This is a genomic window from Chloracidobacterium sp., assembly GCA_016716305.1.
GTDB lineage: Bacteria > Acidobacteriota > Blastocatellia > Pyrinomonadales > Pyrinomonadaceae > OLB17.
In genome coordinates, this window is sequence record JADJWP010000002.1 from 682238 (window position 1) to 704354 (window position 22117).

The 22117-nt window shown below is 52.7% G+C and carries 16 protein-coding genes and 1 pseudogene; 4 read left to right on the forward strand and 13 right to left on the reverse strand.

The features are described from left to right. Positions 1–13: 13 nt before the first annotated feature. The 3 genes from IPM28_04970 to glnA form a co-directional block, all read right to left on the reverse strand. Positions 14–304, reverse strand: a complete 291-nt coding sequence (locus IPM28_04970; protein MBK9172346.1) for a 2-nitropropane dioxygenase — start codon at positions 302–304, stop codon at positions 14–16. 15 nt (positions 305–319) lie between these two features. Further along, positions 320–925 carry a hypothetical protein gene (locus IPM28_04975; protein ID MBK9172347.1) on the reverse strand — a complete coding sequence of 202 codons (606 nt, stop codon included), beginning with the start codon at positions 923–925 and terminating at the stop codon, positions 320–322. 182 nt (positions 926–1107) lie between these two features. After that, on the reverse strand, positions 1108–2529 hold the full coding sequence (gene glnA, locus IPM28_04980; GenBank protein ID MBK9172348.1) for a type I glutamate--ammonia ligase: 1422 nt from the start codon (positions 2527–2529) through the stop codon (positions 1108–1110). Between the two features lie 451 nt (positions 2530–2980). On the opposite strand from glnA, the gene IPM28_04985 reads away from it, so the two are divergent. Next, complete coding sequence (locus IPM28_04985; protein ID MBK9172349.1) at positions 2981–5098, forward strand: M3 family metallopeptidase; 2118 nt, start codon at positions 2981–2983, stop codon at positions 5096–5098. Between the two features lie 73 nt (positions 5099–5171). After that, positions 5172–5611 (forward strand): annotated as a pseudogene (locus IPM28_04990) (four helix bundle protein). Positions 5612–5685: 74 nt separating this feature from the next. Here the strand turns inward: IPM28_04990 and IPM28_04995 are convergent. From IPM28_04995 to IPM28_05005, 3 genes are all read right to left on the reverse strand, one after another. Further along, positions 5686–7686 (reverse strand): DUF1570 domain-containing protein, encoded by a 2001-nt coding sequence (locus tag IPM28_04995; GenBank protein ID MBK9172350.1) that lies wholly within the window; start codon positions 7684–7686, stop codon positions 5686–5688. Between the two features lie 74 nt (positions 7687–7760). Continuing rightward, positions 7761–9116, reverse strand: coding sequence for a sigma-54-dependent Fis family transcriptional regulator (locus IPM28_05000; protein ID MBK9172351.1), 1356 nt, complete (start codon positions 9114–9116; stop codon positions 7761–7763). An 8-nt stretch (positions 9117–9124) separates the two neighbouring features. Continuing rightward, positions 9125–11254, reverse strand: coding sequence for a HAMP domain-containing protein (locus tag IPM28_05005; protein ID MBK9172352.1), 2130 nt, complete (start codon positions 11252–11254; stop codon positions 9125–9127). A gap of 173 nt (positions 11255–11427) precedes the next feature. On the opposite strand from IPM28_05005, the gene IPM28_05010 reads away from it, so the two are divergent. Further along, positions 11428–12321, forward strand: coding sequence for a CPBP family intramembrane metalloprotease (locus tag IPM28_05010; GenBank protein ID MBK9172353.1), 894 nt, complete (start codon positions 11428–11430; stop codon positions 12319–12321). On the opposite strand, the gene nadC is transcribed toward IPM28_05010, so the two are convergent. Further along, positions 12318–13175 (reverse strand): carboxylating nicotinate-nucleotide diphosphorylase, encoded by an 858-nt coding sequence (nadC, locus tag IPM28_05015; GenBank protein ID MBK9172354.1) that lies wholly within the window; start codon positions 13173–13175, stop codon positions 12318–12320. The two genes, IPM28_05010 and nadC, sit on opposite strands and share 4 nt — an antisense overlap. A gap of 176 nt (positions 13176–13351) precedes the next feature. On the opposite strand from nadC, the gene IPM28_05020 reads away from it, so the two are divergent. Continuing rightward, entirely contained in the window at positions 13352–13873 is a 522-nt protein-coding gene (locus tag IPM28_05020) for a hypothetical protein (protein ID MBK9172355.1), read from the forward strand. Between the two features lie 89 nt (positions 13874–13962). On the opposite strand, the gene IPM28_05025 is transcribed toward IPM28_05020, so the two are convergent. The 6 genes from IPM28_05025 to ftsA all read right to left on the reverse strand — a co-directional run bounded on the left by IPM28_05025 (position 13963) and on the right by ftsA (position 22108). After that, positions 13963–16638, reverse strand: a complete 2676-nt coding sequence (locus IPM28_05025) for a valine--tRNA ligase (GenBank protein ID MBK9172356.1) — start codon at positions 16636–16638, stop codon at positions 13963–13965. Positions 16639–16726: 88 nt separating this feature from the next. After that, positions 16727–17968: a response regulator gene (locus IPM28_05030; protein ID MBK9172357.1), complete on the reverse strand. Its 1242-nt coding sequence runs from the start codon at positions 17966–17968 to the stop codon at positions 16727–16729. Positions 17969–18061: 93 nt separating this feature from the next. After that, positions 18062–18454 (reverse strand): response regulator, encoded by a 393-nt coding sequence (locus IPM28_05035; protein MBK9172358.1) that lies wholly within the window; start codon positions 18452–18454, stop codon positions 18062–18064. Between the two features lie 16 nt (positions 18455–18470). Next, entirely contained in the window at positions 18471–19484 is a 1014-nt protein-coding gene (gene pdxA, locus IPM28_05040) for a 4-hydroxythreonine-4-phosphate dehydrogenase PdxA (protein ID MBK9172359.1), read from the reverse strand. A 103-nt stretch (positions 19485–19587) separates the two neighbouring features. Beyond that, complete coding sequence (ftsZ, locus tag IPM28_05045; GenBank protein ID MBK9172360.1) at positions 19588–20703, reverse strand: cell division protein FtsZ; 1116 nt, start codon at positions 20701–20703, stop codon at positions 19588–19590. 166 nt (positions 20704–20869) lie between these two features. Further along, entirely contained in the window at positions 20870–22108 is a 1239-nt protein-coding gene (gene ftsA, locus IPM28_05050) for a cell division protein FtsA (GenBank protein ID MBK9172361.1), read from the reverse strand. Positions 22109–22117: the final 9 nt, after the last annotated feature.

A 22117-nucleotide genomic window follows, 5' to 3' on the forward strand; every position in this document is an offset into this window, starting at 1 on the left:
CGGATCGCCGCGCTCAATCGAGGTCAAGCGGATTTTTAAAGGGCTTACCGATGTCGGTATCTGCACGCTTCAGAGCTTCCTTGAATTTTTCTTCGAGCAATCGTTCGCGGTCCTTCATCGACGACATCTCTTGAGCAAACAACTGATCGCGAAGTTCTTTTTGTTTTGAAAGTTCACCCTTCAGATCTTCAAAGGAACCGGTTACCTTCTTTTTCTCTTCGTGTGCCAACATCGCACCTGTTTGCGCGTCGATCGTCAACGTCGATTCGCAGCAAGGACACAGGACTGTGAATTTCTCGCTCATTGTCCGAATTATACACTATCGGGGCGGCCGACCGGGCAGGATACGTTCGCGGCGTTTCTTCTCGGGATTCTCGACTACTGGTCCGGGCGTCGGCGTTTTTGTCGGAATCGGCTGTAAGCCCGCCGCTTTGACAAAATCGTTGACCGATACACGCGAAATATCCGGAAAACGGTCGCCGGGGACATTTACCACCTTGTCACCAGCAACAAATATCTTTACCTCCGTTTTCTTTCCGTCATTTATCTTCTCGACCCTTTTGATCTGTGGATGGCTCTTGAACAAACGTGTCTCTCGGGCGACGTCGGTCAGCGTCGACCAATATTCCGAATCGTCAGGTGCAGGCCTTGAAAGCGGTTTTGGCGTTCCCGCCGAGCCGTCCGGATTTGGGAGGCCGGTCGAATCCCGGTCGGCTCGAGTTTGCTTTTCCAATTGAGAATTGGCTATTGAGTTTGGCAAAGTCGCATTTGTATCCGCACCGTTCGGGATGTCGGTATCAGAAGGCCGATTAACCTCGTCTGGAGAAACATCGACGCGGGCCTGGCTGCCGTTCGCATTTGCATTACCGCTGCTATTCGGCCCGTCGCTCGGCGAGCCACAACCCGTCAGCACCAGTACGATCATCAAAAAAGCTGCTAGGAACAATATACCGGCAGAAGGCAAACGACTTCCGATCAACTTGTGAGGGACAACTAGATTCATTTCCTGACAATGATACCCAAAAACCAAGACTCGCGGAAGTCCGACATATGAAATGAGCAGCCGGTGAGGGCTGCCCATAACTCGAACCGAATCTGTGAATCGCCTTAAATATCATAATACATCGAATATTCAAGCGGGTGCGGCCGTAGTCGAAGCGGCGTGATCTCTTTTTCGCGCTTATATTTGATCCAACGCTCGATCATCGAGGTCGTGAACACGTCACCCTTTAGAAGAAAGTCGTGATCATTCTCGAGTGCGATCAGCGCTTCATCCAGAGAACCTGGCAATGAAGGCACATTCGCCAGTTCTTCGGGTGGAAGATCATAGATATCCTTGTCGAGCGGTTCGCCGGGATCTATCCGATTTTGTATCCCATCAAGGCCAGCCATTAGCAAAGCCGCAAACGTGATATACGGATTGCAGCTTGGGTCCGGTGGACGGAACTCGAGTCGCTTGGCTTTCGGAGAAGGAGAGAACATCGGGATCCGCACGGCCGCAGATCGATTTCGAGCCGAATACGCCAGGTTTACTGGTGCTTCAAAGCCTGGAACCAAGCGTTTGTAGCTGTTAGTGGTCGGCGCGGCGAACGCGACAAGCGCCGGTGCATGCTTAAGCAGCCCGCCAATATAGAACTTCGCCATTTCAGACAATCCGGCATATTGATCACCCGCAAAAAGCGGCACGCCGTCTTTCCACAATGACTGGTGGACGTGCATCCCTGATCCATTGTCGCCGTAAAGCGGTTTCGGCATGAAGGTCGCCGTTTTGCCGTGAACCGAGGCGGTGTTCTTGACCACATACTTGAAGAGCATGAGGTTGTCGGCAGTGTGCAGCAGATTTGAAAATTTGAAATCGATCTCGCATTGACCGGCCGTGGCTACTTCATGATGATGACATTCGACGTTGATACCTACTTCCGCAAGAATGCTTGACATCGTGTTGCGCAGGTCGACAAGCGTATCCATCGGGGCGACCGGAACATAGCCTTCCTTCGGGCGGATATGATATCCGGAGTTCGGGTTAAGGTCACTACCGCGCCGGCGGGTGTTCCAATGTCCCTCTTCAGAATCAACGCTGAAGCCAGCAGACTGTTGCTCGTTGTGAAACGATACCTCATCAAAAACAAAGAACTCGGCCTCGGGCCCGACAAAGACGGTGTCGGCGATGCCGGTAAATTTGAGGTAACTTTCAGCTCTGACAGCGACCGACCGTGGATCGAGTCCGTAGCCTTCTTTTGTGATCGGCTCCATTACATTTGCGATCAAGCATAACGTAGGTTCGTCGGTGAAAGGGTCCATCCAAAACCTTGATGCGTCCGGCACCAGGAGCATGTCCGATTCATTGATCGCGGCCCAGCCGCGGAGTGACGACGCGTCAAACCCAAAGCCGTCTTCAAATGAATCCTCGGTAAGATGCGCGATAGGAAACGTTAAATGGTGCCACGACCCTGGAAGATCAGTAAACCGGACTGAAACGAACTTTGCCTCCTGATCGGCGGCGTAGTGCAAAACATTCTTGGCGTTCATGAATTCTCCTTAAACTTAAGTTATGGTAATAAAATACGAAAGCTTCCCAAATTATCGGAAATTACTCCGTCCGCTGAAAACATTCCTCCGTAGCAACGTCTATGCCGGAATCACCACCGATATCTTTTTGACAGCTAATTGCTGAGAACACAGAGTGTATCTGACAACCGCCGTGTAACCTGGCAAGGTTATATATCTTACATATTTGTAGCTTGACGCTATCTTTCCGACATAATCGTCATATTCAAGGTTTGATAAAAACTACTATTCCCGGGTGTGTTCGCCGAAGTGATAGTGTGCTAAAATCCAGTCACATTAGGTAAATGATCCAACTTTAGAACGAACGCAGCATCTTCGGGCCGCATCCCAATGCGTGACCATTTATATCGATATCCGGAGGAATTTCTCAATGAAGTTAAAATCAGTAAGGCAAGCATCGCTAACGGCGTTCATGCTCGCCGCATTTACGGGGTTTGGTCTATATATGTCTTCAGAAACTATTTCAAGTGCGTCAACGTCTGAGAAAGAAAATACGATCGAAAATCCACTGGTTGCAGAATGGTCAGGTCCGTTCGGCGGAGTTCCTGCTTTCGACAAAGTGAAGGTCGCGGATTTCAAACCCGCTCTCGAAGAAGCGATGGCAGAGCAGTTGGCCGAGATCGACAAGATCGCAAACAACAGCGAACCGCCGAATTTTGAGAACACGATCGCCGCGATGGAACGGGCGGGTTCAAAAATGGAGCGTGTTAGCACGATCTATTTTATCTGGAGCGGAAATATGAAGGACGCCGCTTTCGCAGCAGTTGAGCGTGAAATGGCTCCGAAATTTGCTGCGATGGGCGATAAGATCACTCAAAACGAAAATCTCTTCAAGCGGATAGAGGCCGTTTATAATTCACCGGAAAAACAGAAACTCACGTCTGAGCAGCAGAGGTTGGTATGGGTACGTTACACCAACTTTGTGCGAGCCGGCGCTCGTTTGAACTCGGAACAAAAAGCACGGCTTTCACAGATCAATCAGCAGTTGGCCAGTCTGTTTACCAAATTTGGCCAGAATCTATTAAAAGACGAAAACGAACAATACGTGCACCTTAGGTCTGAGTCCGAGCTTTCCGGAATGTCACAGTCATACAAGGATGCCGCAGCTTCGGCCGCCGCTTCGAAAAAGGTCGATGGTTGGATAGTTTCGAACACCCGGTCTTCGGTCGATCCGTTCCTAACCTATTCTGAGCGTAGAGACCTTAGGGAAAAGGTCTGGAAGATGTTCGTTAATCGTGGCGACGGCGGCGGTGCGACCGATAACAACGCGACGATCACCGAAATCCTCCAGCTTCGTGCTGAGCGGGCAAAAATGCTCGGCTATCAGACGCATGCCCATTGGCGGCTTGAAAATGCGATGGCCAAAACGCCCGAACGTGCAATGGAGCTCTTGGAAGCAGTATGGACACCCGCCGTCGAACGTGTAAAAGAAGAGGTCCGCGATATGCAGGCTTTGGCAGATAAAGAAGGCGCAAAAATAACGATCGAACCATGGGATTATCGCTACTACATGGAAAAGGTCCGAAAAGAGCGTTATGACCTGGACGCCAACGAGGTGAAACAGTATTTGCAGCTCGACAAGATCCGGGATGCAATGTTTTTCGTTGCCGGCGAGCTCTTCAATTTCACCTTTTCGCCGGTAAAGAACGTTCCGGTCTTTCACCCGGATGTTACGGTTTGGGAAGTAAAGGACAAAACCTCTGGCAAACACGTCGGACTTTGGTATTTCGATCCGTACGCACGTGACGGAAAGCGATCCGGTGCATGGATGAACGCATACCGCAGCCAGGAGCGGATGGATAAGCCGATAACTACGATAGTTTCGAACAACTCGAATTTCGTAAAGGGCAAACCTGGAGAACCTGTGCTTATCTCCTGGGATGACGCATCAACAATGTTCCATGAGTTTGGACATGCACTGCACGGCCTTTCATCCGACGTTACTTACCCGACGTTGTCAGGAACCAACGTCGCGCGAGATTATGTGGAGTTTCCTTCTCAGTTGCTTGAGCATTGGCTTTCGACGCCGCAGGTGCTTCAGAAATACGCGGTTCACTACCAGACCGGCAAGCCGATACCCCAAAGCCTTGTCGATAAGATCGAAAAGTCGGCGACGTTCAATCAGGGATTTGCAACGACCGAATACCTATCAAGCGCGTTGATCGACATGAAGCTTCACCTTGCAGGATCACAGTTGATCGACCCAGACAAGTTCGAACGCGAGACACTGGCATCGCTTGGGATGCCTCGTGAATTGGTAATGAGACATAGAACTCCGCAGTTTGCTCATGCCTTTGGCAGCGACGGCTATTCGGCGGGTTATTACAGCTACCTATGGTCCGATGTCATCACTGCGGATTCCTTCGGAGCATTTACCGAGGGCAAAGGGCCGTATGATAAGGCAGTTGGCAAAAAGCTCGTAAAGAACATCTTTTCGGTCGGCAACACGATCGACCCGGCCGAGGCATACCGCAATTTTCGCGGCCGTGACCCAAAGGTGGAAGCACTGATGAAGAAACGCGGATTTTGATCACCACCCATCGCTAGGCCGTTGTCAATGGGATCCGTTCCGCTCGTGGGACGGATCTCACCTTTCCTTTACGATGAAGTACCGAGTTCTTGAAGGACTACCGGTCTGGCAAGCTTCGCTCGAGATCGCTCTTCGTTTTTTTGCCTTCTCGGAAAAGGCCGATTTTCGCGGTGTGGGCGATCTCAAGAACCGACTGGAAAGGGCGTCGTTTCTATCTCAAATAACATCGCCGAGGGTTTTGAGCGCGGGACAACTACCGAGTTGATCCACTTCCTGTACATTTCGCGTGGTTCCGCAGGCGAAACTCGATCGATGCTTCGGGTCTGCGAACGATCGGATCGATTCGCAAATTTCAGATCTGAGATCTCAGATTTGATCGGACGCTCGACCAACATATCGAAGCAGCTTCATGGCTGGTTTGAATCACTCAAGAACATGGACATAAAAGGCGTCAAATTTTACACAAACAAGGAACGCGAACGCCGAGAGAGACCGCGAGTTCGAAGAATTTGACCGCGAAATGGCGAGATATAAGGCTGAACTCGAAGCTCGGCTTCGAGCTAAAGATTAAAACAAATGCTCGCGTGCTATTCGATCGATTTCAAACGTTCGGGAACGATATCTATCGCGATTATTCGGCCGGCGGTCTTTTTCTTCTGATCCTGTTCGGGTACGTATGTTATAACGGCCCAAATAGGCTGTTTGATGCTACCGCACCCGATCTGAAGGTCCGGAACATCTACATAGGAGGTCAGCTCAAGGCCCTGAAAATCCTTGCTTGTAAGCCGGACTGTAGCACTCCCCTCTTCGATCAGAAATGTTATGCTGTCCCGCGAACATTCGATACCATTGAGGTGCCCGAGAATTCGCTTTTCACCGGCTTGCGGTTTTCTAAGGATCCGATTGAGCGATTCGAGTTCGGCGGCTGCTGCGAGTTCCTTGAGTTTTTCTTCGGTCAGTTCCTCATCCGCACCCACCACGACAACTGATTGACGGCGAAGGCCACTTTCCCCAATATCCGGTTCTGCCTGCCCGCCGGCGATCTTTTTCTCCCTTTCGGAATAACGCTGAAGGTCGCTGACGTTTTGCAGAACGCTTCTTGCACGGGTTCGAACGTTCGGGTCCTGAGCTGTTTTGTAAACGCCTTCGGCAAGTCGTTTAGCCTCGTCAAAATCGCGTTTGCGTCCGTGGAGCCCGGCGAGGTGCAGCATATAGTTCTCGTTCCCCGGAGAAAGCCGGAGTGCGGTGCGGATCTGCCCGATCGCTTCATCGATCTCGTCATTTCGGACCAAAGCAATGAAAGCGAGAAGCGAATAGCTTTCGGGGAAGTTCGGATTCGCGGCGATCGCCTTCCTGAGCGACTCGCGGATCGTCCGCGCCGCTTCGTCCGAATAATTGGCTACCCAGCCGTTCCCGTCCATTGCCTCACGGCTTAGCACATACGCATAACGATAGTGGACAAGGTGTCCAGCAGTTTCGGCTCGTCTTGCCTTTTCAAGAAAGCCCTTGGCATCGGCAAACTTTCGCTGCCGCATCTTCGCCATGCCCATAGTGGAGTTTGCAAGAATATTGTCGGTCTCAGCGGCAAGCGACTCCGCGAGGCGAGCTTCGGCCTCTTCAATTCGGCCCGAACCGAGCAGAAGGTCTCCAAGATACGCATTGGCCGCGGCAAGCGACATCGGCTCGGTCTTGATCTCGTCGTCGAAAACAAGTTTGTTCTTAAATGTGATCTGGAAGCCCTTGTAGGTACTTTGACCGACATAGCGGCGAAGTTCCTTTTCCATTTCCTCGAAGCTCGTCTTAAAAGCAGCTCGGAACGCCGCTTCAGGTGTCTCTCCCTTTCCGATGGCGTTCAAATAAGCATTGATCTCGTTTGCTCGGTTGCCGCCCTTGCCATGTATCAGATAGTGCATCAGCGCCCAGGACTGAGCATAGAAGATGTTGGCACTATGGCTTCCCTGCTGGTGAAGCGTGAAGTAGTCGATCGAAAAGAACTGCTGGAGCGGAATAAGTTTCGTGTTCTGAAGCGTGTACAAGTGGTTGTTGTTGAGATCCCCGAGATTAACCCGAATATCACCCTCGATAGAAAACTGGTCGTAGTATTCTGCCAGCCCTTCATTGAACCACGGCGGCACCCTGGACCGGCCGAAACTGTTGTTCACAAGGTAGTGAACATACTCGTGATAAATCGTTTGATAAGTTTGTCGCGATTCGCCCTCAGTGGAGAGCACGATGTAATTTGCGTCTTCTCGCGGTGAGAAATAGCCCGCCACCCACTTTGCAGCTTTACCGTCTGCGGACTGGGGTTTATATGGACGAAACGCCTTCTCATTGCGAAAAACGATGACGGTAGTCGGTACCGGCGACGAATACCTCAACGACGGAAACAGCTGAACGAATACCTCCCGGAACTGCTCAAGCCGCGTCGCGACACGTCTGATCTCAGCTTCTTTAGCATCGCCGATCAAGTGAAAATTGGTCGAACGCGCCGAGGTCCATTTATCCTGAGCCACGGCCGGAATTGCAAACGCGGCGACGAATACGAAAATTACTATCAGCAAAGGCTGTGGGACACTTTTGTCGGTCATAAGGTACTGCTCCGAAAGAAGTTTCGCGTTATGTTACGCGTTTCGCTTTTTCGATGTCAATAATTTTTCCCCGATCATGACTTCGGCTGAATACCCAGATTTCGCATACGGCGGTAGAGATGGCTGCGGTCGACCCCCATCTCTTCAGCGGCCTTCGAGATATTTCCATCGTGCTCCGCGAGCTTGTGCAATATGAACTCACGCTGATAGGCATCGGTCGCTGACTTAAACGTCGGGAAACGAAAACTCGACGAACGAACTTCGTCGCTGACCCCAAACTCCGGCAGATCCTTTGCACCGATCTTTTGTTTCGCAACCATTATGACGATCCGTTCGACCGTATTTCGCAGCTCGCGGATGTTTCCGGGCCAAGTGTGTTGTCGAAGGGTCGCAACCGCATCCTCAGTGAACGTTTTTGGCTTTTTGGCGTAATCATTTGAAAATTTCTTATTGAAGTGTTCGACCAATGCTGGAATGTCCTCTGAGCGCTCCCGAAGGGGCGGCAGCTGAAACGGGATGACGTTAAGCCGATAAAAAAGATCTGCTCGAAAATTGCCATTTTCGATCAGATCATCCAGACGTTTGTTGGTTGCCGAGATCACCCTTACATCTACCTTTACGGGCCTGTTGCTTCCGACCGGTTCGAAACGTTGCTCCTCGAGGACGCGGAGCATCTTTGCCTGAACACGCGGCGACATATCGCCTATCTCGTCAAGGAAAAGCGTCGCGCCGTCGGCGATCTCGAACTTCCCTTTCTTGTTAGTCGTAGCACCAGAAAACGCCCCTTTCACATGACCAAACAATTCTGATTCGACCAATTCTTCAGGGATCGCGGCCGAGTTAACCTCGACAAATGGTGCTCCCCGGCGTCTCGATTGGGCATGGATCGCGCGTGCGAAAAGTTCTTTCCCGGTTCCGCTTTCGCCGGATATGAGCACACGCCCGTCGGACGGAGCTACGACCGCGATCTGCTTTCGCAGTGCCCGCATCGCGATCGAATCGCCAACCATTATATACTCGTCAGCGAGGTCCCTCTGCAGCTGTTCGTTGCTTCTTTCGAGATCACGTTGGCGTACCGCATTCTTGACCGTAACGACGGTACGCTCGAGGCTCAATGGTTTTTCGATGAAATCGAAAGCCCCGAGTTTTGTCGAGCGAACAGCGGTCTCGATGTTCCCATGGCCCGAGATCATGACCACTGCAGCGTCGCTTCCCTCTTCGCGAAGTTTTTGAAGGGTCTCGAGTCCGTCGATGCCGTCGCCCAGCCAGATATCGAGCAGAATGCAGGCGAATTTCTGCTCACGGGCCGCATTGAGACACGCCTCACCTGTTGCTGCCGCCTCTACTTCGAAGCCCTCGTCCTCAAGAACGCCGCGCAGCGTTTCGCGAATACCGGGCTCATCATCAACAATCAAAACGGAATTTGCCATCCAAATATCTAAACCGCAACCGGCAACTCGATTATAAATTTCGCTCCCTTTGGCTGATTCGCTACGACATTTATTTTCCCTTTATGCTCCCCGATGATCCGATGAACGATCGCCAGCCCGAGGCCTGTGCCGCGGCCTTTTGTCGAGAAATAAGGTTGAAACAACTTCTGCAGATCAGCCGGAGCGATGCCTTTACCGTTGTCAGAAACCTCTGAGACGATTATGTCGCGGGCAAGGTCGTGTCGTGTCGTGATCGTGATCGAATTCTCGGTCGAGCCATTATCAAATGCCTCAAGCGAGTTCTCGATCAGGTTGACAAAAACGCGTTTCATCTGTTCAGCGTCGATCATCGCCTCAGGGAGTGACGCGGAAAGGTCAGCAACGATGACAGCGGAGTTTTTTCGGCCTTCGTAGAGAGCAAGCACCTTTTCGACAATGCCGTTAAGATTCCCGCGCTCGGGCTGGGCGTTGGGCAAGCGGGCAAATCGCGAGAACTCATCGACCATAGCCTTTAACGACTGCACTTCACGCAAGATGGTCGTCGTACCATCTTGGATCACACGCTTCGTTTGACCGTCGGTCGCATGGATGTCTCCGCTGCCATTACTATGCGATTCAATGAACCGTTTTGCTATCCGCTCGGCCGAAAGCTGTATCGGCGTAAGTGGATTTTTGATCTCGTGTGCCATTCGGCGGGCGACCTCCTGCCATGCAGAGGCACGTTGTGCTGTTATCAGTTCTGAAAGATCTTCGATCACAAGAACCGCACCGCTGTCATTTTCGAGTGCGGTTGCAGTGATAGCAACGGTGATCTCGGGGCTGGCGTCACCCGAGAGGCCCTTCGTCTCGCGGCGGAGAGTCGTCTGTTCCGCAGCCCGGCCTATTCGCCTCGCCCTTGCTACGAGACGTTCCAGAATCAGACGATCGTCTTCGCCTACGAGTTTATCGAGATCGAATCCTCGAAAATCTGCATTTTCAAGCCGAAGCATCTTTATCGCCGCTCGATTTATCGTCCCGACCCGTCCCTCAGCGTCGACCGATATTACACCAGTGGGCAATGCCTCAAATACGGTTTCTATGTACCGCCGCCTTTCCGAAAGCTCGACCGAATTCGCCTCAAGCTTTGAAGACATTTGGTTAAAGGTGTCGACAAGCAAAGCAAGTTCGTCCTCGGCAATGACATCGACGCGGTGCGAAAAATCACCTTGAGCGATCTTGTCGGCCCCCTCAGCCAACGCCTTTATCGGCACCGTCAAACCACGAGCGATATAGAACGCCGTCCATGAAGAGGCAAAAATGAGCATGAACGTCAATACACCGAGCGTCAAAAACCCGAGTTGACGTACGGTCAAATTCTGTCCTTTAAGCCGGTCAAGTTCAACGAGCGCGGTGTCGACCATCTGGCTTACACTTTCGCCCGATCTGGGTTCGGGCACTATCAACAGGCGACGGCCATCAGAGAGCTCGGCGGCCGCGATATCAAAACCGGTGCTGTTATCAGCCGACGGTTCGGCAATTTGCCCCGACCTTGCCAAAACAAGGATCGCATCCAGCTCGGCCTGTTTCACAGTTGCTAATTTGCTCGAACTGACTGCGATCGTTTCGCCCTTACGAGAAACTATCTCTATGTGCGTCAAATTGCCGTCTTGAGCAAGTTTTGCCAGCTCAACACCTGTCGGTTGTCGATCTGCGAAAGCCGCTGCCAACATTTTTGCCGTATCGACGAGCCTTGCGGCCTGATCTGCAACGGCCTTATCCTGCACAGCCTCGGCTTCGCGGACCACATTTTCAGGTATTTGCGAGAACCAGCGTTCGATCGCCCGGTTCATGAAAAGGTATGTAAAACCAGCCATTGCGATGATCGGAAGCAGGCTGATCGCAGCAAAATATACGAACAAACGCGTTTTTATTCGCGAACCTAATTGAAGAGCACGCCGCTCGCGGGCAAGTTTCAAAATGCTACGAAGAAAGATGAAACCAAAGATCACGAAAGCAAAGAAGTTTAGCGAGGAAAGAGCGTAAAGCAGCAATGTGTCGCTCGCGGTTGCGACCGTCAGATCCTTCCAAAGGTTCGACGTCTGAAGCAAGACCAGTACGATGAAGGATAAAAAGACAAAGCCCCCCAATAGCCAGGGCATCTTTCTTCGTTTCCTCTCGACCCGCATCGCCTCCATTATCGTAAGTCTAACATAACCGCAACCGCTCGCGAGGCGTTTGTAACGTATCAAAGCATTCGCTAAACTCAGTCGGAATGACTGGCACAAAGACACTCTTTTTTGACAAGGCGGGCCGATTACGAAGCGGCTTTCGCATGGCTGTGTTTATCGCGATCTTCTTATTCTCGACCGCGCTCCTTGGTTACCTATCTAATGTCGCCTTATCAAACATACCGATAGGCTTCGGGCCTGGTTCGATCTCGTTTTTCGTAACCAGCGGGCTGGTCTCGCTGGTTGCAGCGCTGTTCGCTGGTTGGGTTTGCGGCCGGCATCTAGAGGGCCTTCCGTTCCGCGCTCTTGGAGCCTGGTTCTCGCGAAGGTGGTTTGTTCACGCATTGCTGGGCCTGGCCTTCGGGCTTCTGACGCTTTCGCTGGCGATCGGGCTAGGCGTTCTTTTAGGCGGACTTACCTTTTCACCGAACGCCGGTCAAGGGCGATGGGCAATATTCTTGACTATGGGGGTTTCGTTCGCTGTCTTCGCTATCGCGGCCGCATTTGAAGAGGCGTTGTTTCGGGGCTACATTCTGCAGACGTTTGCGAGGTCGGGCCTGATCTTGTTTGGAGTGATACTGACTTCGTTCATGTTCGCAACCGTCCATAACGCCAATCCTAATGCCTCAGTACTCTCATGGATCAATACGTTTTTGGCAGGCATATGGTTTGCGACGTCGTATATCAGGACCCGCGACCTGTGGTTTGTCACAGGAATGCACATAACCTGGAACTGGACTCAGGGAGCCGTTTTTGGGGTCGAGGTAAGCGGCTTGAAGGAGTTGATCGCAGCTCCGATGCTTAGCGAATCGGATCTCGGCCCGGTCTGGCTGACCGGCGGCAGCTATGGTGTTGAAGGCGGAATCGTGACCACCATTGCTCTTATCGTTTCAACTGCGGCGATCTATTTTCTTCCGATCCTGAGACCCGACGAGGAGATCCTCGCAATGACCAGCCCACCGAGATACGCCATCGAGCCTGAGCTTCAAAATGCTTAGAGTGTTTGGATCTTGAATGAGATATCGACCGCTCGAGCCGAGTGGGTCAGCCTTCCGACCGAGATAAGGTCGACGCCCGCCTCAGCAAATGACCGGACACGGTCAAGGTCCATACCGCCGGACGCCTCGATGAGTACGCCGGGATTCATGTTCCGTGACATTTCGACCAATTTCGCAGCTTCTTCAGGCGTTTGGTTATCAAGCATGACGATGTCGGCTCCGGCTTCGATAGCTTCGCGGAGCTGTGCCCAGTTGGTGATCTCGACCTCGATCTTGTGCAGATGGCCGGCTTTTTGCTTTGCCGCGAGGACTGCCTCAGTGATGCCTCCGGCCAACGCAATGTGATTGTCTTTGATCAATACGCCGTCATCGAGCCCCATTCGGTGATTTCGCCCGCCGCCGACAGTAACAGCATATTTTTCTAATAGCCGGAGTCCAGGCGTGGTCTTTCGTGTATCAACGATCACTGCGTTCGTCCCCTCGACAGCGCGGACATATTGCCGAGTCAAAGTCGCGACACCGGACATTCTTTGAAGAAGATTCAGTGCGACGCGCTCACCGGTCAATAGAACATCGGCGTACCCTTTGAGCGTCGCGAATACCGCCCCCTCCTCGACCTCGTCACCCTCGTTGACAGACGTCTCGATCTCAGAGATCTCGGCGTCAAGGTGAAGAAAGACCGCCTCGGCAACCTCGATCCCGCACACAACAAGGTATTCTTTTGCCAAAAACCGCCCGAGTCCTCTGACCTCAGGCTGAACCGTCGCCTGCGTTGTTATATCGCCGCGGCCAATGTCTTCGGCCAAAAACTCGCCGATCGCAGAAAGGACGTCACCATTATCGAGCCAGTTCATAGGCCTTAGATTATCAACCTTCCGCATATTTACCGCAAGCCGAAGATCGGACGCGATGAATGCAACAAACGAACAGCACGGCTTTGACATTGCGGTCGCCTCGAAGTAATCTCAGCAGGTTTCAAGCAATCGAAGTAAGATCATTTCGTCAGAAATAGATAAGGAGATTTTTCAACGTGAATAACAAATTACCGGCCTTTGCCGCAATCGGAGCTCTTTTTGCTCTTGCCCTCGCATGCAATATGAGCACAGCAAACCTGAGCAGCCTCAAGACGTCAAAGGACAAGGAAGGAAAGCAGGAATCGACTGCCTTCAAAGCTGGCGATACCATTTATGGAAATGCGGTCGTGGCGAACAGTATGAGTAAAGTGACGGTCAAGTATAAACTCGTGGCCGACGACGTTCCCGGGATGAAGAAGGGTGATACAGTGAAAGGTTCAGAAGTGAGCATCGATCTTCCGTCAAGCGGCACGGCAAACTACTCGCTGCCGATCCCTTCGGGAGCACCGAGTGGGAAATTCACCCTCATCGCCGATATGCACGATGAGGCTGGCGAGCGAAAGGACGGAAAGACCGTAAACATTACCATTGAGGGCTCATCGGCCACGACTCCTGCTGCAAAACCGCCGGCTGGTGACGATGTTGACGATGCAAACTCAACAACTGACGCTAACGACGACGACAAAAGTGACAACTAGTTCCTTTAGATCAGCCAAAGTAAGAGAGCGGCCGGGATCAGCCCGAACCGCTCTTTTCATTTGGCTGCACAATTCCATTAGGGTCGGGATCACTCGAGTGACGTAAGATTTTGCTGGAGTGTTGCGGTCTGAATCTCGATCTCCGATCTTCGTTCTCGCAGAGCTTCTACCTTTTCGGCGGGTGCTTTTTTAACGAAATCCAAATTTGACAACTGTCCGCTAAGCCGCGTCAATTCGATCGCAAGTTTCCCGATCTGGTTTTGCAACCGTTCGCGTTCCTTACTAAAATCGATCAGGCCTTCGAGCGGCACAGCGATCTCGGCATTTGCTATCACAGCTTTGGCGGACGCTTTAGGCACCGTGAGGGTGTCGCCACGCACAAGCTTATCAGCCCGTGCAAGCTTTAAGATCTGTGCTTCGTTCGCCGCGAATACTGCGCAAATATCCTCCCCACCTGCTACATGAACCGCGACGCGATCCGAAGGCTTGATGTTCATATCCGTCCGGATATTCCGAACACGACGAATAAGGTCGATCACTGACCCCATCTCGTTTTCGGCTCGATCGTCGGAAAGGTCCGCAGTGCCCGGAGGAAAGTCGGCAAGCATTATCGTGCGTTCAGCTGAACTATAGGCTGGATTGTGAAATTGGCTGTTAGTTCCGGGCAATTTCTGCCACAGCTCTTCGGTCAAGTACGGCATAAAGGGATGAAGCAGCCGCAATGCCTGTTCGAGCACTGATAAGATCAGCCAACTCGCCTCGATATCACCTGCGTTGATCTCGTCTTTCTTGAGTTCGATGTACCAATCGCAAAAATCGTCCCAAAAGAAATGGTAAAGAAGCGAAACTGCCGTATGAAACTCGTATTTTGCAAGCGAGCTGTTTACATTGATCGCGGTCTTGTTCAATCGCGAGACGATCCATCGGTCGGCGATACCGGTCAGTTCTTCCGGAACAATAGCCTTTACTTGGGCGCCGTCGGAATTTAAAAGGCAGAAACGCGTTGCGTTCCATATTTTGTTGGCGAAGTTTCGGTAGGTCTCGACGCCGGTGTCGTTCCATTTAATGTCCGCGCCGGTCGCGATCGAAGCAAGATAAATGCGGGTTGCATCAACGCCGAATTTGTCGAACATCTCGATCGGATCGACGCCGTTTCCACGGGACTTTGACATCGGCTTTCCGTCCTTTCCAAGAACGGTTCCGGTCACCACCACGTCGTCGAATGCGGCCTTACCAACAAACTTCTTCGTCAACATCATCATTCGCGAGACCCAAAGGAAGATGATGTCGCGGCCCGTAACGAGAACATCAGTAGGCAGAAATGTCTCGAGATCGGGTGTATTTCTGACCTCACCGTTCCAACCGAATGTTGAGAAAGCCCAGAGCCCCGACGAAAACCATGTGTCAAGAACATCCTGGTCCTGAGTCAGTTCTTTATCGCCTGCTTTTTCTTTCGCTTCCTCCGGCGTTCGTGCGACATAGACATTCCCTTCATTGTCGTACCAAGCCGGGATCTGATGTCCCCACCAAAGCTGCCGTGATATCGTCCAATCCTTTAGATTTTCGAGCCACGTCGTATAGACCTTTTCATGCGGGACCTGCGGCCAGAATTGCGGTTTGCCTGTTCGAATCAGGTCAAGTGCCATATCGCGCAATTCATCCATCTTTACGAACCATTGGTCAGATAGTATCGGTTCGACAATGGTCTTACAGCGTTCGCAGATCGGCAGCGAGACCTCGTAGTCTTCGATCCTATCCAGCAAACCTAGGCTCTCGAACTGCTCTACTACCATCTTCCGGGCATCAAAACGGTCAATTCCATCGAAGGCGGCTCCAGCAGCCGCATTCATCGTGCCGTCATCGTTCATTACGAGAAGTTGTTCAAGCCCATGGCGTTCACCGACGACGTAATCGTTCGGGTCATGAGCCGGAGTGATCTTTACTGCACCGGTCCCGAATTCCGGGTCGACGTAATCATCGGCGATTATCGGTATTTCACGACCTGTGAGCGGCAATGAAACTGTCTTTCCGATCAGATCGGTGTAGCGCTCGTCCAATGGGTTCACGGCAACTGCCGTATCGCCGAGCATCGTCTCAGGACGCGTCGTCGCAACCGTGATAGTGCGGTCGGTTCCCTTTACCGGATACCGCAAATATGTCAGTTTCCCATCCTTCCTTGTTTCCTCTTTGACCTCGAGGTCGGAGAGTACCGTCTTATCCTTCGGACACCAATTGACGATCCGAAGTCCGCGATATATCCAGCCTTCGTCATACAATGTGCAAAAGACGTTTCTAACCGCTAGCGAGAGGCTGTCGTCCATGGTAAAACGATGTCGTGACCAATCGACCGACGCCCCTTCGCGCCGCATCTGCTCGGTGATCGTGTTGCCGTATTGCTCTTTCCACGCCCATGCCCTTCGAACAAAGTCCTCCCGTCCGATATCCAATGGCGATCGTTTCTCGTCTTTTCTCAGTTGTTCGACGACCTTGCGCTGTACAGAGATACCTGCATGATCGGTACCTGGAAGCCAAAGCGTGCGGTAGCCCTGCATTCGCTTCCAACGCGTCAATACATCCATGATCGTATGCTGAAGCGCGTGGCCCATGTGCAGGCTGCCAGTGACATTCGGCGGCGGGATAACGATCGAAAACTTTTTTGCCTTCGGATCCTTGTTGATCTCCGGCGCAAAACAGCCGATCGATTCCCAGCGATCGTAGTGATTTTCCTCAGCGACCTTCGGATCGTATGACTTCGGGATTTCCATAACCGTAAAACGTTTATTCTAAAACAAATACAGACAGTTTTCATCCGATGTCGGAAAACTGCCTGCAGTCTTTGCTTCGAATTTCCAGCTAGTATTTTTGAGCCAGCTTTTCGACCACCTTTTGAACCAGCAACTCCATCAATTCCGGCGAGAGGGTAACGACCTGCTTACTGCCGGTTTCCTCTCGTGCCAGTTCAGGCGTAGTGAATTCGATCGTGCGGTTGTCGCCGACCGGCGGCAGCTCAAGCAGATCGATACCCTCGAAGACCGGTTGAGGTACGAATGATGTTTCGCTTTGCGTCTGAACGCCCGATTCCCCGTCTACGCTGTCCTTTGCCACAACATATCGCTCGTCAACGCTTGCATCAAAGTCCGAGGGTTCGCTTTCTTGAACTTCGTGCAAATCCGAAACCGCCAGGGTATCTGCTGTTCCCGACTGCTCAATAGCCTGCAAGCTCGCCTCTTCCGGCTCATCGGTTATCCGTTCGAATGCGAGCGGCTCCGGCTCCCGATTCGGGTGGGGTTCCTCCCACGCGATCGGCAAAGAGACTTCCGGAGGCCGATAACTTTCGTCCTGATAGCTTTCGGCCAAAGAGCGAGGCAATTCGACCGTTTCAGCCGCCGGATCGCCGTCGGGATAATAGGGAGACGGGTCAAACTGCTGTTCGTCCCGCACATCCGGGAGATCGTTATCTAAGACATCAGCCAGCCCGAAATCGATCGTCTCAACGTCAGTTTCGGGTGAGGCGTAGCTTGTCTCTATCATTTCGTCATCGAGACCGCTGTCGCCGAACTCGAACTCTTTAACCACTTCGCCAGATTCGGCGCCGGCCGTAACCAGGCTCTGCTCGTAAAGCCGGTCTATATCGTCCCCCTGCTCGATCTCGTTGTCGCCGCCATACTCGTCGGCAGCGGGCATCGAATCGCCGACCGTGCCTTGTCGATCGGCTGTTGCGGCCATCATTTCGGTTATATTGGTCACTAACTGCCGTATCGATTGAAACGGTTTGGTCATGAACGCATTCGCCCCGACGCGTTCAGCTTCCGATTCGTCAAAAGGCTCAAATGATCCGACAAGAAGTACGACCGGAATGGTCCGTGTCGATTCATGTGCCCGGATCGCCTCGCAGATCTGATAACCGCTTGCCCCGGGCATGTTGACATCGGCCATAACGAGATCGGGACGTTCTCTCGATAGAAACTCAAGAGCGGCGTCTCCGTCGCTGACGGTCGTCACTTCGATGCCTTCTTCGGCAAACGTAAGATTGACGACTTTCTGGATCGTTACGGAATCATCGGCAAGTAAAAGCTTGCGTTTAGAGACGTTCATTTCAGCTCCTGATCGGTCCTACGAGGGGTTGTTTCTGAAAGCTATCATCTTGTCCGCTCAACAGTCAAGATACCTCTTCGACCACGGTCGGTTTCACCGACTATCTAGGACCGTCTTCAACATTAGCCGCAATTGGCTGTTTGTGAACGGCTTTGAAAGAAATGCCGCAGCACCAGCATTGAAACTTGAGGACGTCGCTTTCGGATCGGTTCCGGCGGTCATAACGATCACCGGAATATGCGAAAATCGTTCATTGGAACGCATGAACCGCAGCAGTTCGGTTCCTTCGATATAGGGCATACGAATGTCAACGATGACGGCTCGGATCTGGTGGTTTGATTGAAGCAGTTTGTAAGCTTGCTTGCCATCATTCGCAGCAACGACCTCATATCCCTCCGCCTGAACGATTGCTGTAACAAGCTTAAGGATCGCCGCGTCGTCATCGGCGATAAGAACAGCTGGTCTTGGAGGAGTCTCAGAAACCATACTAGATTGGTTCAATTCACTGGGCATCGTCGGCCGTGCACTTCATCGGGCGTTGCATGGCCAAATCGGCAGCTAGTTTGATCGCAGATTGCATACTCGAAGCATCGGCAATACCCTTGCCCGCAATATCGAACGCCGTTCCATGGTCGACGGAAGTTCGGATCAACGGAAGTCCCAGGGTCACATTTACCGCTGAGCCGAACGACAACGACTTAACGGCGATCGTAGCCTGATCATGATAACACGCGATGACCGCGTCAAATTCGCCCCGATAGCCTCGTAAAAAGACCGTGTCCGGGGAATACGGACCCGATACGTCGATGCCAAGCTCGTCGCGGCATCGCGCTATTGCCGGTTCGATCTCGTCTGCTTCCTCGACACCGAACATCCCATGTTCCGAGGCATGCGGATTCACTCCAGCGACGGCGATCTTGACACTACGCCCGAGCAACTTCTTGAACTGTTCCGAGGCAAAAGTGATTAGCGATATCATGGTCTCGGTCTTCACAAGTTCGATCGCTTTTCTTAAAGGCACGTGAGTCGAAACCAGCACGACGCGTAATTTGTCCGCAAAAAAACTCATGGCAAACTCGCGAGTTCCAGTCAACTGAGCAAGAAACTCGGTATGACCGGGAAAATCGTAACCGCCGAGAACAAGCGAGCCCTTATTTATAGGGGCTGTCGCGATCGCGTCGATCTTTCCTGCTCGCCAGAGTTCGACCGCTTTTTCGATATAGCTTCCTGCCGCCCGGCCGCAAACGGGCGACTCTCGACCGATCGCCAAGTCAGACGGGAGACCACCGAGATCGATCACCGGGACAGAACCGAAAGGCTCCTGCTCATCCGCATTTCGCAGCCGGACGGGAATTGAAAACGAAGCGGCCGTACGACGTAATAACCCTAGATCACCGACTATGATGATGTCAGCGAACTTATTCAAATCGGCATCAGCGGCAGACCGCAAGACGATCTCAGGTCCGATTCCCGCCGGGTCGCCGATTGTTACCCCGATCCTTGGACGTACTTGCATTAACCGTCGTTCGCTTTGGTCAATTCCGGTCATGCAGCTATGATATCACGCAAAAAGGCCGGGCTTAATGATTGGCCCGGCCACTGCATCGATCTACCAGCGGCTAGTCGGCTTGCCTGCGAATAAATGTAGGAACCTCGAGATCTTCGTCTCGTTTGGATTCGATTGCGGGAAAAACAGATCCTCCGCCCCCATTCGCGACCGCTGGAACTTCCATCGGCCTCGGAAACGGCATTGCCGACTGTACCGCTGTATCAAAACCTGTCGCGATAACCGTCACCCTGATCTCGTCACCCATATCTTCGCGAATGACGTTGCCCCAGATAATGTCCGCCTGATCGTCCGATTCACTCTCGATCATACCGATCGCGTCTTCGATCTCGCCGAGCGGCATATTCGCGCTCCCGGTTACGTTGATAAGAGCAGCCTTGGCTCCGGTGATCGAATTCTCTTCAAGCAACTTGTAATCAAGTGCGGCACGCATCGCTTTCGACGCCGCATCGGGTCCACTGGCTGAACCGATACCCATCAGGGCGACGCCTTTGCCGCGCATAACGGTGGTCACGTCGGCGAAATCAAGATTGATGATTCCCGGCGTGGTGATCAGGTCGGTTATGCCCTGGACCGCCTGCAGCAACACGTCGTCCGCGCTTCTGAAGGCGTTCATCAAGGTTATATTTTCTTCGACCTCGCGGAGCTTCGAGTTGGGGATCGTGATGATGGTATCAACACAGCCGCGAAGTTCGGCAAGGCCGCGTTCCGCCTGTGCCATTCGCTTCTTGCCCTCGACACCAAACGGCTTGGTCACAACGGCAACCGTCAATGCTCCGAGTTCGATAGCAAGCGATGCAACGACCGGTGCGGCTCCGGTTCCGGTCCCACCGCCTAGGCCTGCGGTAACAAAGACCATGTCAGACCCTTCGAGCACGTCGAGAAGTTTTTCGTGATCCTCCAGTGCCGCTTCACGTCCGACCTCCGGGTTGGAACCGGCTCCAAGGCCGCGTGTCGATCTGGTACCGAGTTGGATCTTCATCGGGGCCTTCGAAGCGTTGAGCGCCTGAAGATCGGTGTTCGCGACAATGAACTCTACACCTTTGATACCTTCTTCGATCATTCGATTGACCGCATTGCCGCCGCCGCCGCCCACGCCGATCACTTTGATCCGGGCACCCGTTATCGGCGGCTCGTCCAAAAACATTCTTATTCCGCTATTATTCATTTGAAGACCTTCCGCAAATACCTAGCATCCCGGTTACCCGGGCAGTCATCCTGATAAATTAATTCTGATGATTCGTTGACGTGATTACTGCTAGCAACAATATATTGTGCTGATGGGCAAAAAGCATACAACGATTTGTGGTAAAAATCTAGTCGTGACATTACCATTATCGAAATTTTTCTCGAAAATTCTCAAGCCATGCCGTAACCCTTCCGGCTCCGGATCTTCCGCCCAAGTTTTGCTCACGGACCTGTGTTCTCATCGATGAAAGCGCCAGCCCGCATGCGACGGCCCAGTCCGGGCTCGCGACCTGCGCAGAAAGGCCGCCGAGATAATTCGGATCCGGAAAGCCCACACGTGTAGGCGCATCAAACACCTGTTCGCCGATCTCGACCATCCCGCGAGCAAGCGCTCCTCCGCCGGTCAGAACGACACCGCTTGGGATCTGTGCCTGTGTTGCCGCGACCTCCTGAGCAATATGCTGAAGCAGTTCGATGGCTCGCGGCTGCATGATGTCGCAGAGTATTTCCTTGGATAAGGCACGGGTCTCATTTCGTCCGACCGGCACGATCTCGATGACTTCCTGCCGTTCCTCATCGTCCATCAGAAACGAGGCGACGCATCCGAAATCGTGCTTGATCTTCGCTGCTTCCTGCATCGACACGCGTAACCCAACCGCGATGTCCTTTGTAAAGTGAAGGCCGCCGAAAGGAAAAACCGAGGTATGCTGGACGGCTCCGCGTCCGAAGATCATAAGCCCGGTGATCTCGGATCCAATGTTCACGACAGCACATCCGTATTCACGATCGTCATCGATGAGCGTACTCTCAGCCGCCGCAAGCGGTTCGAGCATCATACGTTCGACTTCGAGGCCTGCCCGCCTCACTGCCTTTTCGAGATTCTGCCTGCCCGCACTCGGGCCGGTAACAACGTGAACAAGCGATTCGAGCCGCGAACCCGTCATTCCGACCGGTTCAGTGATGCCGTCCTGCCCATCAATGATGAATTCTTGTGGAAGCCTGTCGAAGACTTCCCATCCAGTCGGCAGCTGTACAGCGCATGCCGACTCGATCGCACGGTCCACGTCTTCGTTCGATATCTCACGGCCTGTTCCGGCTACAGCAACGACCCCGCTCTTGTTCTCGCCGCGAAAGTGTTCGCCGGAAAGATTAACGGTGACAGCACTGAGGTCGAGCCCGCTGATCCTCTCGGCCTCTTCGACCGCCTTCTTGACCGAGTCGGCAACGGCCTCAGCACCTGTCACGATCCCGCGCCGCAGCCCGCGCGATTCTGATTGTCCGATGCCGACGATGTTCATCTTTCCGCTGGCCGCAGCTTCGCCAACAATGCATCGAACCCTGCTCGTCCCAATGTCGACCCCGATCGCGTGAATTTCGTTGCTCATAATCCGATC

Excerpts from the sequence above, each read along its gene's own strand:
- IPM28_04970 (MBK9172346.1), bottom strand. The coding sequence starts at position 304 with ATGAGCGAGAAATTCACAGTCCTGTGTCCTTGCTGCGAATCGACGTTG.
- IPM28_04975 (MBK9172347.1), bottom strand. The coding sequence starts at position 925 with ATGATCGTACTGGTGCTGACGGGTTGTGGCTCGCCGAGCGACGGGCCG.
- glnA (MBK9172348.1), bottom strand. The coding sequence starts at position 2,529 with ATGAACGCCAAGAATGTTTTGCACTACGCCGCCGATCAGGAGGCAAAG.
- IPM28_04985 (MBK9172349.1), top strand. The coding sequence starts at position 2,981 with ATGCTCGCCGCATTTACGGGGTTTGGTCTATATATGTCTTCAGAAACT.
- IPM28_04995 (MBK9172350.1), bottom strand. The coding sequence starts at position 7,686 with ATGACCGACAAAAGTGTCCCACAGCCTTTGCTGATAGTAATTTTCGTA.
- IPM28_05000 (MBK9172351.1), bottom strand. The coding sequence starts at position 9,116 with ATGGCAAATTCCGTTTTGATTGTTGATGATGAGCCCGGTATTCGCGAA.
- IPM28_05005 (MBK9172352.1), bottom strand. The coding sequence starts at position 11,254 with ATGCCCTGGCTATTGGGGGGCTTTGTCTTTTTATCCTTCATCGTACTG.
- IPM28_05010 (MBK9172353.1), top strand. The coding sequence starts at position 11,428 with ATGGCTGTGTTTATCGCGATCTTCTTATTCTCGACCGCGCTCCTTGGT.
- nadC (MBK9172354.1), bottom strand. The coding sequence starts at position 13,175 with ATGAACTGGCTCGATAATGGTGACGTCCTTTCTGCGATCGGCGAGTTT.
- IPM28_05025 (MBK9172356.1), bottom strand. The coding sequence starts at position 16,638 with ATGGAAATCCCGAAGTCATACGATCCGAAGGTCGCTGAGGAAAATCAC.
- IPM28_05030 (MBK9172357.1), bottom strand. The coding sequence starts at position 17,968 with ATGAACGTCTCTAAACGCAAGCTTTTACTTGCCGATGATTCCGTAACG.
- IPM28_05035 (MBK9172358.1), bottom strand. The coding sequence starts at position 18,454 with ATGGTTTCTGAGACTCCTCCAAGACCAGCTGTTCTTATCGCCGATGAC.
- pdxA (MBK9172359.1), bottom strand. The coding sequence starts at position 19,484 with ATGCAAGTACGTCCAAGGATCGGGGTAACAATCGGCGACCCGGCGGGA.
- ftsZ (MBK9172360.1), bottom strand. The coding sequence starts at position 20,703 with ATGAATAATAGCGGAATAAGAATGTTTTTGGACGAGCCGCCGATAACG.
- ftsA (MBK9172361.1), bottom strand. The coding sequence starts at position 22,108 with ATGAGCAACGAAATTCACGCGATCGGGGTCGACATTGGGACGAGCAGG.